Annotated in this window: 12 protein-coding genes; 5 read left to right on the top strand and 7 right to left on the bottom strand. The window is 72.4% G+C overall.

Annotation, left to right across the window (positions count from 1 at the left end):
* Positions 1-163 precede the first annotated feature (163 nt).
* From ACZ434_RS08995 to ACZ434_RS08980, 4 genes are all read left to right on the top strand, one after another.
* Positions 164-4,057, top strand: a complete 3,894-nt coding sequence (locus tag ACZ434_RS08995; RefSeq protein WP_468453387.1) for a glycoside hydrolase family 2 TIM barrel-domain containing protein — start codon at positions 164-166, stop codon at positions 4,055-4,057.
* A 39-nt stretch (positions 4,058-4,096) separates the two neighbouring features.
* Positions 4,097-4,939, top strand: a complete 843-nt coding sequence (locus ACZ434_RS08990) for a DUF72 domain-containing protein (RefSeq protein WP_468453385.1) — start codon at positions 4,097-4,099, stop codon at positions 4,937-4,939.
* Between the two features lie 91 nt (positions 4,940-5,030).
* The gene (locus ACZ434_RS08985; RefSeq protein WP_468453701.1) at positions 5,031-6,500 is read left to right on the top strand and encodes an AlkA N-terminal domain-containing protein; all 1,470 of its coding nucleotides are present in this window, start codon (positions 5,031-5,033) and stop codon (positions 6,498-6,500) included.
* A 21-nt stretch (positions 6,501-6,521) separates the two neighbouring features.
* The gene (locus ACZ434_RS08980) at positions 6,522-7,004 is read left to right on the top strand and encodes a methylated-DNA--[protein]-cysteine S-methyltransferase (protein ID WP_468453383.1); all 483 of its coding nucleotides are present in this window, start codon (positions 6,522-6,524) and stop codon (positions 7,002-7,004) included.
* Here ACZ434_RS08980 and ACZ434_RS08975 read toward each other — a convergent pair.
* The 4 genes from ACZ434_RS08975 to ACZ434_RS08960 all read right to left on the bottom strand — a co-directional run bounded on the left by ACZ434_RS08975 (position 7,001) and on the right by ACZ434_RS08960 (position 9,816).
* Positions 7,001-7,726: an SIR2 family NAD-dependent protein deacylase gene (locus ACZ434_RS08975; RefSeq protein ID WP_468453381.1), complete on the bottom strand. Its 726-nt coding sequence runs from the start codon at positions 7,724-7,726 to the stop codon at positions 7,001-7,003. The two genes, ACZ434_RS08980 and ACZ434_RS08975, sit on opposite strands and share 4 nt — an antisense overlap.
* 61 nt (positions 7,727-7,787) lie before the next feature.
* Positions 7,788-8,291: an NUDIX domain-containing protein gene (locus tag ACZ434_RS08970; RefSeq protein ID WP_468453379.1), complete on the bottom strand. Its 504-nt coding sequence runs from the start codon at positions 8,289-8,291 to the stop codon at positions 7,788-7,790.
* Between the two features lie 132 nt (positions 8,292-8,423).
* Positions 8,424-8,561, bottom strand: a complete 138-nt coding sequence (locus ACZ434_RS08965) for a hypothetical protein (RefSeq protein WP_468453377.1) — start codon at positions 8,559-8,561, stop codon at positions 8,424-8,426.
* Positions 8,562-8,733: 172 nt separating this feature from the next.
* Entirely contained in the window at positions 8,734-9,816 is a 1,083-nt protein-coding gene (locus ACZ434_RS08960; protein WP_468453375.1) for an ADP-ribosylglycohydrolase family protein, read from the bottom strand.
* 147 nt (positions 9,817-9,963) lie between these two features.
* On the opposite strand from ACZ434_RS08960, the gene ACZ434_RS08955 reads away from it, so the two are divergent.
* Positions 9,964-11,133 carry a glycerate kinase gene (locus ACZ434_RS08955; RefSeq protein ID WP_468453373.1) on the top strand — a complete coding sequence of 390 codons (1,170 nt, stop codon included), beginning with the start codon at positions 9,964-9,966 and terminating at the stop codon, positions 11,131-11,133.
* 230 nt (positions 11,134-11,363) lie between these two features.
* On the opposite strand, the gene pssA is transcribed toward ACZ434_RS08955, so the two are convergent.
* From pssA to ACZ434_RS08940, 3 genes are all read right to left on the bottom strand, one after another.
* Positions 11,364-12,182, bottom strand: coding sequence for a CDP-diacylglycerol--serine O-phosphatidyltransferase (gene pssA, locus ACZ434_RS08950; RefSeq protein ID WP_030211852.1), 819 nt, complete (start codon positions 12,180-12,182; stop codon positions 11,364-11,366).
* 22 nt (positions 12,183-12,204) lie between these two features.
* The gene (locus ACZ434_RS08945) at positions 12,205-12,861 is read right to left on the bottom strand and encodes a phosphatidylserine decarboxylase (protein ID WP_468453371.1); all 657 of its coding nucleotides are present in this window, start codon (positions 12,859-12,861) and stop codon (positions 12,205-12,207) included.
* A 170-nt stretch (positions 12,862-13,031) separates the two neighbouring features.
* Positions 13,032-14,237: an acyl-CoA dehydrogenase family protein gene (locus tag ACZ434_RS08940; RefSeq protein WP_468453369.1), complete on the bottom strand. Its 1,206-nt coding sequence runs from the start codon at positions 14,235-14,237 to the stop codon at positions 13,032-13,034.
* Position 14,238 lies beyond the last annotated feature (1 nt).

The raw sequence follows: 14,238 nt of genomic DNA, 5'->3' as shown, positions 1-14,238 counted from the left end.
TTGTGTTCGAGTCCTAGGGTGTGGCTGGCTCAGTAGTCGCTCCGTCACCAGCCGTTGTGGTTCTTCCCCGGCGCAACCTGCCTTTCGCGGTGATGCGGTGAGGGGGACCCGACGCGCCCTCAGTCCGTGCAGCGCCCTGTCGAACCGAGGAAGGCCACGGTCAATGCCCCACGAATCTCCCGCCGCCCGGACCGGCCGGCCGGTCGTCAGCCGCCGCCGTCTCCTGGAGTCCGGCGCCGCCGTTCTCGGCGCCCTCGCCCTGTCCGCCCCGCCCGGCACCGCGCACGCGACCGCCCGGCGCGGCCCGGCCGGCACGCCCCCGGAGTGGAACGACTTCGGCGTCTTCTCCGTCGGCACCCAGCCCCCGCACACCACGCTCACGCCGTACGCGGACGTGCGGCAGGCCCTCGCGGGCGACCGCACCCGCTCGCCCTACCGGCTGAGCCTGGACGGCACCTGGAAGTTCGCCTACGCCGACCGCCCCGACGACCGGGACCCCGACTTCCACCGCACCGACACCGACGACAGCGACTGGGACACCATCCCGGTCCCGTCCGTGTGGCAGCTGCACGGCCACGACTTCCCGATCTACCTGAACATCACCTACCCGTACTGGGGCCCCAACGGCCGCGGCGAGGACCCGCGGCCGCCCGCCGCCCCGACCCGGTACCACCCGGTCGGCCAGTACCGGCGCACCTTCACCGTCCCGCGCGACTGGTCGGGCCGCCGCACCTTCCTCCACTTCGAGGGCGTCAAGTCCGCCCACTACGTGTGGATCAACGGCGAACTCGTCGGCTACGACGAGGACTCCTGGACGCCGTCCGAGTACGACATCACCGACCGGCTGAAGCCCGGCACCAACCAGATCGCCGTGGAGGTGTACCGCTACGCCGACGGCGACTGGCTGGAGGACCAGGACATGATCCGGCTGAGCGGCATCTTCCGCTCGGTCCACCTCTACTCCACCCCGGCCGTGCGCCTGCGCGACTTCAAGCTGGACACCCCGCTGGACGACACGTACACCGGCGGCGAACTGGCGGTCACCGCGAGCGTGCGGGCGTACGGCGACGGCGCGAGCGGCCGGTACACCGTCGAGACCCAGCTGTACGACGCGCGCGGCCACGCCGTCTGGCCCCGGCCGCTGGAGCAGAGCGCCGACCTCTCCACCGCCCCCGCCGGCGAGGACGTCACCGTACGGGCCTCGAAGGCCGTGGCCCGGCCCCGGCTGTGGTCGGCCGAGCAGCCGTACCTCTACACGGCCGTCCTCAGGCTCCGCGACCCGGCCGGCACGGTAGTCGAGACCTTGTCCCACCGCGTCGGCTTCCGCGAGTTCGCCGTCAAGGACGGGCTGATGCGCATCAACGGGCGCCCCGTCTCCTTCCGCGGCACCAACCGCCACGAGATGCACCCGGCCCGCGGCACCGCCCTCACCCGCGAGGACCTGGTCGAGGACATCACCCTCATCAAGCGGCTGAACATCAACTCCGTCCGCACCTCGCACTACCCCAACAACCCGCTGTGGTACGAACTCGCCGACGAGTACGGCCTCTACCTCGTCGACGAGACCAACCTCGAGACCCACGGCATCCGTTCCGACTACCCCGGCAGCCACCCGGAGTGGACGGCGGCCTGCGTCGCCCGCGCCCGGAACATGGTGCACCGCGACAAGAACCACCCCTCGGTGGTCATCTGGTCGCTCGGCAACGAGGCCGGCGGCGGCTCCACCTTCACCGCCATGCACGACTGGATCCGCTCCTACGACCCCACCCGCGTCATCCAGTACGAGGGCGACGACCGTCCCGGCATCAGCGACATCCGCTCGCGCATGTACGAGAGCCCCGCACGCGTGGAGGAACGCGCCCGGGACACCTCCGACACCCGCCCGTACGTCATGATCGAGTACGCCCACGCGATGGGGAACTCCTGCGGCAACTTCAAGAAGTACTGGGATGTGGTGCGCCGTCACGACGTCCTCCAGGGCGGCTGGATCTGGGACTTCGCCGACCAGTCCCTCTTCACGCCCGTGCCCGTCCGCACCCTGCTCACCGATTCCGGACCGGCCGGCCTGCGCGGCGAGATCCTCGCCACCCGCGGCCGCCTCGACCGCGACAGGGGACTGTCCGGCATCACCGTCTTCGAACGCGACGACCGCCTCGACCTCACCGGCTCCCTGACCCTGGAGGCCTGGATCACCCCGGACGTGCTGGGCTACCACCAGCCCGTCATCACCAAGGGCGACACCCAGTACGCGCTGAAACAGAACGACCGCAGGCTGGAGTTCTTCATCCACTCCGACGGCCGGTGGATCACCGCCGACTGGACACTGCCGGACGACTGGACCGGCCGGGAGCACCACATCGCGGGCGTCTTCGACGCCGACGCCGGCACCCTGACCCTGTACGCCGACGGAGCGGTGCGGGCCACCCGCACCACCGACCGGCGGCCCAGCAGCAACACCGCGCCCCTCGCGCTCGCCTCCGACGCCGACAACCAGACCCGCGAGTTCAGCGGCACCGTCCGCCGCGCCCGCGTCTACGCCCGTGCCCTCACCGCCGCCGAACTGGCCTCCGACGCCCGCGGTCCCGGTGACGACGGCGTGCGGTTCTGGTTCGACGCCGCCACCGTCCGGACGGAGCAACGGCGGCCCGACGCCCGGGAGTTCCTCGCCTACGGCGGCGACTGGGGCGACAACCCCAATGACGGCGCCTTCGTCGCGGACGGCATCGTCACCGCCGACCGCGCGCACACCGGCAAGGCGGCCGAGGTCAAGCGCGTCTACCAGGCGATCCACGCCGCCGCCGGGGACGGCCCCGGTGGCATCACCCTCACCAACGAGTACCTGTTCACCAACCTCCGTGACTTCGACGGCCGTTGGGAACTCGTCGCGGACGGCCGCGTGATCCGGCGCGGACGGCTGACCCGGGACCAGCTCGACGTGCCGCCGCGGTCCGCCGGGAACATCACCCTGCCCGTACGCCTGCCCGCCGACCCCGATCCGGGAACGGAGTACTTCCTCCAGCTCTCCTTCACCACCCGGGAGTCCGTGAAGTGGGCGAAGGCCGGCTTCGAGGTGGCCCGGCAGCAGCTCCCGCTCGACGCGGGAAGCCCGGCCGTGACACCCGTCCCCCTGCGCACCGTCCCGGCCCTGCGGCACGAGGACCGGGAGAAGGACATCCGGATCACCGGCAAGGGCTTCTCGGTCACCGTCGACAAGGGCAGCGGCACCCTCACCTCCTACGAGGCGCACGGCACCCGCCTGATCACCTCGGGACCCGTGCCCAACTTCTGGCGGGCGCCCACCGACAACGACCACGGCAACGGTCAGCACCTCCGCAACCGGACCTGGCGCGACGCCGGCGCCCGCCGCGAGGTCACGGACGTGACCGTGCGGGCGCTCGGCGACCGGGCCGTCGAGATCACGGTCGCCGGCACGCTGCCCACCACGGTGAAGTCCGCCTGCACCACCGTGTACACGGTGTTCGGCAACGGCGAGATCAAGGTCGACAACACCCTCCGTCCGGGCGCCGCCGACCTGCCCTACCTTCCCGAGGTCGGCACGCTGCTGTTCCTGCCGCGCCGTCTGGACCGCCTGCACTACTACGGCCGCGGCCCCGAGGAGAACCACTGGGACCGCAACACCGGTACGGACGTGGGCCGTTACTCCTCCACCGTGGCCGGCCAGTGGACCCCGTACATCCGCCCGCAGGAGAACGGCAACAAGACCGACGTCCGCTGGGCCGCCCTCACCGACGGCGCCGGGCGCGGCCTGCTGGTGACGGGCGAACCCCTCCTGGAGATCAACGCCTCCCACTTCACCCCCGAGGACCTGTCGGCCGGCGCACGGCACGACTACCAGCTGACCCCGCGGGACGCCGTCGTCCTGCGGGTCAACCACCGGCAGATGGGCGTGGGCGGCGACAACAGCTGGGGCGCCCACACCCACGACGAGTTCAAGCTCTTCGCCGACCGCGACTACGCGTACACCTACCGGCTGCGCCCGCTGACCGACGTGCGGGAGGCGACGGCGGCCTCGCGGAGGCCCACGGCGACCGCATAGGGGGGACACATCCACGGGAGCCCGGGTAACCGGACTCCCATGGGTGACATTCTGGTCGGGGCCTGCTCATGGACGGACCGTCAACTCGTCACGAGCGGCTGGTATCCGCGCGGACGGCGGGACGCCGAGGGGCGGCTGCGGCACTACGCCTCCAGACTGCCGGTCGTCGAAGTGGACTCCGCCTACTACGCGTTGCCGCGCCGCCGCAACAGCGAGCTGTGGATCGAGCGCACCCCGGAGGGCTTCCGCTTCGACATCAAGGCGTTCTCCCTGCTGACCGGCCACCCCACCCGCCCCGAGGCGCTGCCCGCGGACCTGCGGACCCGGGCGGTGGACGGCGCGCTGCTGGACGAGGTGTGGCAGCGGTTCGCGGACGCGGTCGGGCCGCTGCGCGCTGCCGGACGGCTGGGCACCGTACTGTTCCAGTTCCCGCCCTGGCTCGCCCCCGGGGCCAGGGCCGAGCGGACACTGGAGGACTGCGCGCGGCGCACGGCCGGCTGGCCGCTCGCCGTCGAGTTCCGCCACCCGGCGTGGTGGGCGGCGGACCGGGCCGACGACACCCGCGCGCTGCTGTCCGGGCTCGGCGCCACCGCCGTCGGCGTGGACATGGCGCAGGGACTCACCGGCTCCCTGCCGCCCCTCGCGCCCGTCAGCCGCCCCGCCCTCGCCGTCGTACGGTTCCACGGACGCAGCCCGGCCTGGGGGAGGGGCGGCAAGGAGGACCGCTTCCGCCACGACTACGACGTGACCGAGCTCGCCGCCTGGGTCCCACGCCTGCGGCGCGCGGCGCGACGGACCGACGAACTGCACGTCCTGTTCAACAACTGCTGCGCGGACGCCGCCGTACGCGCCGCCGAGACCATGCGGGAACTGCTGGGGTGAACCGGACCGGCCCAGGCCCCGGCACATCCATGTCGGATTCCCGCCGGACCGGGCGCCTCCCGTGCCCGATCCTGGAGACATGCACCCGAGGATGCACACCGACACCGAGCGCTGCGTGCGCGCCGTACGGTCGAAGGACGCACGCTTCGACGGCTGGTTCTTCACCGCCGTCCTGACCACCGGGATCTACTGCCGGCCGAGCTGCCCCGTGGTACCGCCCAAGCCGGAGAACATGGTCTTCCACCCGAGCGCCGCGGCCTGCCAGCAGGCCGGGTTCCGGGCGTGCAAACGCTGCCGCCCCGACACCAGCCCCGGCTCACCGCAGTGGAACCACCGCGCCGACCTCGTGGCCCGCGCCATGCGGCTGATCGCCGACGGCGTCGTGGACCGCGAGGGCGTCCCCGGGCTCGCCGCCCGGCTCGGCTACAGCACCCGGCAGGTCGAACGCCAGCTCCTCGCCGAGCTGGGCGCGGGCCCCCTCGCGCTCGCCCGCGCCCAGCGCGCACAGACCGCCCGGCTGCTCGTGGAGACGACGGCGCTCCCCATGGCGCAGATCGCCTTCGCGGCCGGCTTTTCCTCCATCCGCACCTTCAACGACACGGTGCGCGAGGTCTTCGCGCTCTCCCCGAGCGACCTGCGCGCCCGCGCACCGAGGAACACCCCCCACGGCACCCCCGGCACGCTGTCGCTCCGCCTGCCGTTCCGCGCCCCGCTCAACCCCGACAACCTCTTCGGCCACCTCGCCGCGACCGCCGTACCCGGAGTGGAGGAGTGGCGGGACGGCGCCTACCGGCGCACCCTCCGGCTGCCGTACGGGCACGGCATCGCCTCCCTCACCCCGCACCCCGACCACATCGCCTGCCGTCTCACCCTCGCCGACCCCCGCGACCTCACCGTCGCCATCAGCCGCTGCCGCCGTCTGCTCGACCTGGACGCCGACCCGGTCGCCGTCGACGACCAGCTCCGCACGGACCCGGTCCTCGCACCCCTCGTCGACAAGGCGCCCGGCCGCCGGGTGCCGCGTACCGTCGACGAGGCGGAGTTCGCCGTCCGGGCCGTCCTCGGCCAGCAGGTCTCCACGGCCGCCGCCCGCACCCACGCGGCCCGCCTGGTCGCCGCGCACGGCACACCGGTCGACGACCCCGAGGGCGGCCTCACCCACCTTTTCCCCTCCCCCGGGGAACTGGCCGCGCTCGACCCCGAGTCCCTCGCCCTGCCGCGCACCCGCCGCACCACCCTCACCACCCTGGTCCGCCGACTGGCCGGCGGCGAACTCCACCTGGGCGTGGAGAGCGACTGGCCCGGGACCCGGGCCCTGCTCCTCGCCCTGCCCGGCTTCGGACCCTGGACGGCCGACGTCATCGCGATGCGCGCCCTCGGCGACCCCGACGCCTTCCTCCCCACCGACCTCGGCGTCCGCCGCGCCGCCCGGGAGCTGGGCCTGCCCTCCACCCCGGCGGCCCTCACCGCCCGCGCGGCGGCCTGGCGGCCCTGGCGCGCGTACGCGGTGCAGTACCTGTGGGCGACGGACAGCCACCCGATCAACGTCCTCCCCGTCTGAGCGACCAGGAACGTGACACCGATGAAGCAGCACACCGTGATCGACAGCCCCTACGGCCCGCTGACGCTCGTCGCCGACGACGGCGTCCTGTGCGGCCTCTACATGACCGACCAGCGCCACCGCCCGTCCGAGGACACCTTCGGCACCCCCGACGACACCCCCTTCGCCGCGGCGGAGGAACAGCTCACGGCGTACTTCGCCGGCGAGTTGAAGGAGTTCACCCTCGAACTGCGCCTGCACGGCACCGCGTTCCAGCGCCGCGTCTGGGAGCAGCTGGCGCGCATCCCCTACGGCGAGACCCGCACCTACGGCCAACTCGCGGACGTTCTCGGCAACCCGAAGGCCTCCCGAGCGGTCGGCCTCGCCAACGGCCGCAATCCGATCGGCATCATCGTGCCCTGCCACCGCGTCATCGGCGCGAGCGGCGGCCTCACCGGCTACGGCGGCGGCCTGGACCGCAAGCGCCGCCTGCTGGACTTCGAACGCGGAACGGCGTTGTTCTAGGCGGCGATCCGGCGCAGCAGTCCGGGCAGGGAGGCGCCGATCGGCTCGCGGATCACCTCGTCGGCGAGATCGTCGTACGGGGTCGGCTCCGCGTTGACGATGATCAGCCGGGCACCGTGGCCGGCGGCCACCTCCGCCAGCCCGGCTGCGGGGTGGACCCGGAGACCGGTGCCCACCGCGATGAACACGGTGCACGCCTTGCTGATCGCCGCCGCCTCGCCCAGCACCACGGGATCGAGGTGCTCACCGAACATCACCGTCGCCGGCTTGAGGACGCCGCCGCACTCCAGGCACGGCGGATCCTCCTCACCGGCCTCGACCCGGGCCAGGGCGTCCTCCATCGAACCCCGCGCACGGCACTCGGTGCACACCACGCTCCGCACGGTGCCGTGGAGTTCGAGCACCTTGCGGTCCGGCATGCCGGCCAGCTGGTGCAGCCCGTCCACGTTCTGCGTGAGCACCCGCACCGGTACGCCCGAGCGCTCCAGTTCGACCACGGCGCGGTGCGCGCCGTTCGGCTCGACGGCGAGCGCGAAGTTCTCCCGCCGCATCAGCCAGGAGCGGCGGCGGATCTCCGGGTCGCCCATGTAGTACGCGTACGTCACCAGCTTCTCGGCCTCGGGATCGCGGCGCCACAGTCCGTTCGGGCCGCGGTAGTCCGGGATACCGGAGTCCGTGCTGACACCGGCACCGGTGAGGAGGGCGACGAGGGGCTTGCTCATGCGGCCGAGGGTAGGCCGCGGGGCGCCGGTCCGGCGAGCGGACAAGGCGCTGGGCGCGGGCTCAGCGCACCCGGTACCCGTCCTCCAGCTCCGCGGTGCCCGAGCCGTCGGCGAGCACGTCCAGCGCCGCCAGCACCCGGCGGCCCAGGGAGCCGTGCAGGTACTCCGTCACGTCCTCGCGCGGCACGAGCCGCCACGACAGCAGCTCCGACTCCTGCAACCGGATCGAGCCCAGCTCGTCCTCGCCGAGCACACCACCGTCGTACAGATACGCCACCAGCGGCGGCCGGCCCGACCCTCGCGCCCAGTCGACCGCCAGCAACCGTCCCAGCTCCCGGTCCAGCCCGATCTCCTCGGCCGTCTCGCGCCGCGCCCCCTCACGCGGACTCTCCCCCTCGTCCGACTCGATCGTCCCGCCGGGCAGCGCCCACCCCTCCCGGTAGTTCGGCTCGACGAGCAGCACCCGTCCCTCCCCGTCCCGGAAGAGGGCGCCCGCGCCGGCGAGGACACGGGGGAGGGAGGCGATGTAGGCGGCGAAGTCCTGGACGGGCTGGGTGATGGTCATGCGGGAAGGGTAACGGCGCCGCCGGACCCGGCCGCGGTGAAGGCGCCCGGGCGGCGGGGCGCACGGCAGCACACGCCGTCCCATGATCGACACCGGAGGCGCACACGCCGGGGCGCGTCGGCCGCGGCGGGCTCACCCTGGAGTGCCGGACGCTCTCGCCGAGGCCGTCACCAGGGCCCGGACGAACGCGACGACGGCGACCGGCAGCCACGCGGCGCGGAAGTGAGCCTTGCTGAAACCACGCAGCTCGTACAGTCCCAAGCGGCGCATACGGTTGCCTCCCCCTGCCGGGTCGCGCTGGGCGGCGCGCGACTCCCCACCCCCGGCCGGGCCGGTGACGTCACCCGTAGTGTCGGGCCGCCCCGGTGCGCAGGGGAAGCGCACCGACCGGCAGCAGTGGGCACGACAATCTGCCGGAGCCCGGCAAGGGGGCGGGACGGGCTCAGTCCGCCGCCCGCGCGAGCCGCAGCGTCCGTTCCGCCAGTTCGCCGATCCCCACGCCGTCGAACCCGAAGACCGCGCTGCGCACCGTGTCCCGGAGCGGATCCTTCCACTGGGCCGGGACGGCCGCGGCGCCGCACAGGACGCCGGTCACCGAGCCCGCCGTCGCTCCGTTGGAGTCGGTGTCCAGGCCGCCGCGCACCGTGAGGGCGACGGTGCGGGTGAAGTCGCCGTCGCCGTACAGCAGGCCCGCGGTGAGCACGGCCGCGTTCGGGACCGTGTGGATCCAGCCGAGGCCCGCCGTCTCCCCCTCGAGCGTGGTGAGCGTGTCCTCCCAGGCCAGCCCGGTCCCGTGCAGGGAGGTCACGCGGCGCACCGTGCGGGCGAGGCGGCTGCTCGCCGGGATCACCGTCAGCGCCTCGTCCACCGCGTGCCGCACGGTGGGCGCCGTGAACGCGGCCGAGATCAGCGCCGCCGCCCACATCGCGCCGTACACGCCGTTGCCGGTGTGGGACAGCACCGCGTCCCTGCGGGCGAGCGAGGCGGCGCGGCGCGGGTCGCCCGGCGAGGTCCAGCCGTGGATGTCGGCGCGGATGAGGGCGCCGATCCACTCCTGGTACGGGTTGTCGTACGTGGCCGTCAGCGGGGGCCTCAGACCGTTCGCGAGGTTCCGGTACGCCGCCCGTTCCGCCGTGAAGGTCTGCAGGTACGGCAGCCGCAGCAGCCACAGGTCGCCGACCTGCTCGGTGCTGAAGGCGAAGCCGTGGGTCTCCAGCAGGTCCAGGCCGAGGATCGCGTAGTCGATGTCGTCGTCGCGGCTGCTGCCGTGGACGCGGCCGCGGACGCAGTCCCGCCACTCCGGGCGCAGGTCGCGGGCCTCGCTCGCGGTCGGCGGCTCGGGCAGGTAGTCGGTGAGGGGGAGGGCGTCGGCGAGCCGGAGGTAGCGGTCGATGCGTTCCCGTGTCCACACCTCGCCCTGCTCCACCGGTTTGCCGAGCATGTTGCCCGCGATCCGGCCCAGCCAGCCTCCGAGGACGCGGTCGGCGAGTCCTGGTTCCGTGCCCACAGCGGTCGTCGCGGTCATGGGACCGGTGTACCCGTTTCCGGGCCGGTCCGTGCCGTTCCACGGGCTGGGCAGGGCGTGGCGGCGGCGGCGCCCGCCGGTTTAGGGTCACAGCGGCGCGACTGGCCTCGACACGCGCGCGGGGCCCGGAGAGCGAGGGGAAAGCACGTGACGGACGCTGCAGGCAACGGCACTCGTACGACGCGGTCGGCACGGCGGGTGCTCGTCGCCGCGGACAAGTTCAAGGGATCGCTGACGGCCGTGGAGGTCGCCGGGCGGGTGACCGCCGGGCTGCGCCGGGTCGTACCGGACCTGGAGGTCGAGGCGCTGCCGGTGGCCGACGGCGGCGACGGCACGGTGGCCGCGGCGGTGGCGGCCGGGTTCGAGCGGCGGGAGGTACGGGTCACCGGCCCCGTCGGGGAGCTGGTGATCGCGGCGTACGCGCTGCGTGACGGTACCGCCGTCGTGGAGATGGCGGAGGCGAGTGGCTTGCAGCGGCTGCCGGAGGGCATGTTCGCGCCGCTGACGGCGTCGACGTACGGCTCCGGGGAACTGCTGCGGGCCGCGCTGGACGCGGGGGCCCGCAGCATCGTGTTCGGCGTGGGCGGCAGCGCGACCACCGACGGTGGTGCGGGCATGCTGTCGGCGCTGGGTGCGCGGTTCCTGACGGCCGCCGGTGCGCCGGTGGGGCCGGGGGGCGGGGGGCTGGCCGAGCTGGCGTCCGCCGATCTGTCCGGGCTGGATCCGCGACTGGCGTCGGTCGGGTTCGTGCTCGCCAGCGACGTCGACAATCCGCTGACCGGGCCGAAGGGGGCGCCGGCGGTGTACGGGCCGCAGAAGGGCGCGTCGCCGGAGGACGTGGCGCGGCTGGACGCGGCGCTGGCGCACTTCGCGAAGGTGCTGGAGTCCGCCGTCGGGCCGCGGGCCGCCGCGTACGCGGCGTCGCCGGGGGCGGGGGCGGCGGGCGGTATCGGGTTCGGGGCGCTGCTGCTGGGCGCCGCGTTCCGGCCGGGCATCGAGGTCATGCTGGACGTGCTGGGCTTCGCGCCGGCGCTGGAGCGGGCGGATCTGGTGATCACGGGGGAGGGGTCGCTCGACGAGCAGACGCTGCACGGGAAGGCGCCGGCGGGGGTGGCGGCGGCGGCGCGGGCGGCGGACAAGGAGGTCGTCGCGGTGTGCGGGCGGTTGGCGTTGCCGCCGGAGGTGTTGGGGCGGGCGGGGATTCGGCGGGCGTACGCGCTGACTGATCTCGAGCCGGATGTCGCTGTGTGCATCGCCGATGCGGGGCCGATCCTGGAGCGCACGGCGGAACGCATCGCGCGGGACTTTCTGCGCTGAGGCGGGGCTTTCCTCCGCCCCCGCTGCCCCTTCCCGTCCCGAACCCGGGGCTCCGCCCCAGACCCCGCTCCTCAAACGCCGGAGAGGCTGGAACTCAGCCCCTCCGGCGTTTGAGGAGCGGGGGTCCGGGGGCAGCGCCCCCGGGGAACGGGAACGGGAAGGGGCGGCGGGGGCGAAACGAACGGGCCCCGAACCCATCCGGGTCCGGGGCCCAAGCACAACGCACCGCGTTACGGCAGCTGCGCCGCCCGCGCCTCGCGGCGATTGTCGCGGAAGTTGTTCACCCGGCGAGCCGTGGCGAACAGCGGAATCACCGCACCCATCACCAGCTGCAGCGCACACCCCGTCTGCAGCAGCAACTGCCCGCTCGGCGCGTCGAACGCCCACGCCGCCAGCAGCCCCATCGACAGCACGATCCACGACAGCATCGCCACCGCGAGGCGGCCCCGCGGCTTCGGGTACTCCACCCGGCTCACCATCAGCCACGCCGTACCGATGATCGCCAGCAGTGTCGCCACGAACGGCAGCTCCAGCAGCACGATCGACACGACGGTCAGCGCGCCGAACGGTGACGGCATGCCCTGGAAGGTGCCGTCCTTCACCGTGACGCAGGAGAACCGCGCAAGCCTCAGCACCACCGCCAGCAGCACCACGATCGCCCCGACCGCGGCCACTCTCTGGTGCGCGTCGTCCGCGACCATGCCGTAGACGAGCACGAAGTACGCCGGCGCCAGGCCGAAGCTGATCAGGTCGGACAGGTTGTCCAGCTCCGCGCCCATCGGCGAGGAGCGCAGCTTGCGCGCCACCAGGCCGTCGAACAGGTCGAAGACCGCCGCGCACAGCATCAGGATGACGGCGGTGGCCGCGCTGTGGCGGGCCATGCCGGTCTCCTGGCTGCCCTGGAGGTGCGGGATGAGAATGCCGGTGGTGGTGAAGTACACCGCCATGAAGCCACAGGTGGCGTTGCCCAGGGTGAGGGTGTCCGCTATCGACAGGCGGAGCGAGAGGGGCATCTCCTCCTCGTCGTCCGCCTCGTCGGCCTCCGGCACCCAGCCGGCCTGAGTCTCCGGATCAACCACGGTCAATTCGAGTCACCCCAGCCACGGTCTTCTGACCCACTTCGACGGCCACCTCCACGCCCTCGGGCAGGTAGATGTCGACGCGCGAGCCGAAGCGGATCAGACCGATGCGCTCGCCCTGCTCGACCTTGGTGCCCTGCGGCACGTAGGGGACGATGCGGCGGGCCACCGCGCCGGCGATCTGGATCATCTCGATGTCACCGAGCTCGGTGTCGAAGTGCCACACCACGCGCTCGTTGTTCTCGCTCTCCTTGTTGAAGGCGGGAACGAAGCCACCGGGGATGTGCTCGACCGACGTCACCGTGCCGGCCAGCGGGGCGCGGTTCACGTGGACGTTGAGCGGGCTCATGAAGATCGCGACGCGGGTGCGTCCGTCCTTCCACGGCATGATGCTCTGCACCACACCGTCGGCGGGCGAGATGACCCTGCCCCGGGCGATCTCGCGCTCGGGGTCGCGGAAGAACCACAGCATCCCCGCCGCCAGGGCGGTGGCGGGGACGGCGACGGCCTTGGCGGCACCCGAGCGGCGGGCGCGGAGCAGACTGACGGCTGCGGTGGCGACGGTCGGCAGGAGCCACGGCGAGGCTCCGCGCGCGAGGCGTACGCCGGCGAGGCTGTCGCGGTGTGCAGAGGTTTGGCTGTGGGGCATGGATGACCTTCGTAGCGGATGATGCCGCGCAACTGCGGGGGACGGCGGCTTTCCGGCGATCGTAGCGGCTCCGGACGACAACTGGGTAAGCCAGGCAGCCAAGTCGACGGCCGAAGGGTGCGTACGGGGTGTGATCCTCTTCTCCAAGAAAACACCCCGTATCCGGACATCTAGCCCTGGAATCGATACTCTTCGAGCAGCCGGCGGCCGATGATCATTTTCTGGATCTCGGCGGTGCCCTCACCGATCAGCAGCATCGGTGCCTCGCGGTAGAGGCGCTCGATCTCGTACTCCTTGGAGAAGCCGTAGCCGCCGTGGATCCGGAAGGCGTCCTCCACGACTTCCTTGCAGTATTCGGAGGCGAGGTACTTCGCCATCCCTGCTTCAAGGTCGTTTCGTTCTCCGGAGTCCTTTTTGCGAGCCGCGTTCACCATCATGGCATGCGCGGCCTCCACCTTGGTAGCCATCTCGGCCAGCTTGAACTGGATGGCCTGGTGCTGGGCGATCGGCTTGCCGAAAGTGTGACGCTGCTGGGCGTACTGGACGCCGAGCTCGAAGGCACGCTGCGCGACGCCGCAGCCACGGGCCGCCACATTGACGCGGCCCACCTCGACACCGTCCATCATTTGGTAAAAACCTCGGCCGGTGACCCCGCCGAGCACCCGGTCGGCCGGAATCCGCAGGCCGTCCATGATGAGCTCGGTCGTGTCGACGCCCTTGTAGCCCATCTTGTCGATCTTGCCCGGGATGGTGAGGCCCGGACGGACCTCGCCGAAGCCCGGCTCCTTCTCCACCAGGAAGGTGGTCATCGACCTGTGCGGCGCCGTCCCCTCGGGGTGACCCTCGTCACTGCGCACCAGAACGGCCACGAGCGACGACGTTCCGCCGTTCGTCAGCCACATCTTCTGGCCGTTCAGGACGTACTCCTCGCCGTCCTTCACCGCCTTCGACGTGATGGCCGACACATCGGAGCCGAGGCCCGGCTCCGACATCGAGAAGGCGCCGCGGATGTCGCCGGCCGCCATCCGCGGCAGGAAGTGGTCCTTCTGCTCCTGCGTGCCGTGCTGCTTGAGCATGTACGCCACGATGAAGTGGGTGTTGATGATGCCGGACACCGACATCCAGCCCCGGGCGATCTCCTCCACGCACAGCGCGTAGGTGAGGAGCGACTCGCCCAGACCCCCGTACTCCTCGGGGATCATCAGGCCGAACAGACCCAACTCCTTGAGGCCGTCGACGATCTGCTGCGGGTACTCGTCGCGGTGCTCCAGCTCGGTGGCGACCGGGATGATCTCCTTGTCCACGAAGTCGCGGACGGTGGAGAGGATCTCCTGCTGGACGTCGGTCAGACCGGCGGTCTGGGCGAGACGGGTCATC

It is taken from the genome of Streptomyces sp. NPDC030893 (assembly GCF_055571535.1).
The sequence above is the reverse complement of the archived record's forward strand: the minus strand, read 5'-3'. Positions and strand labels throughout refer to the sequence as shown.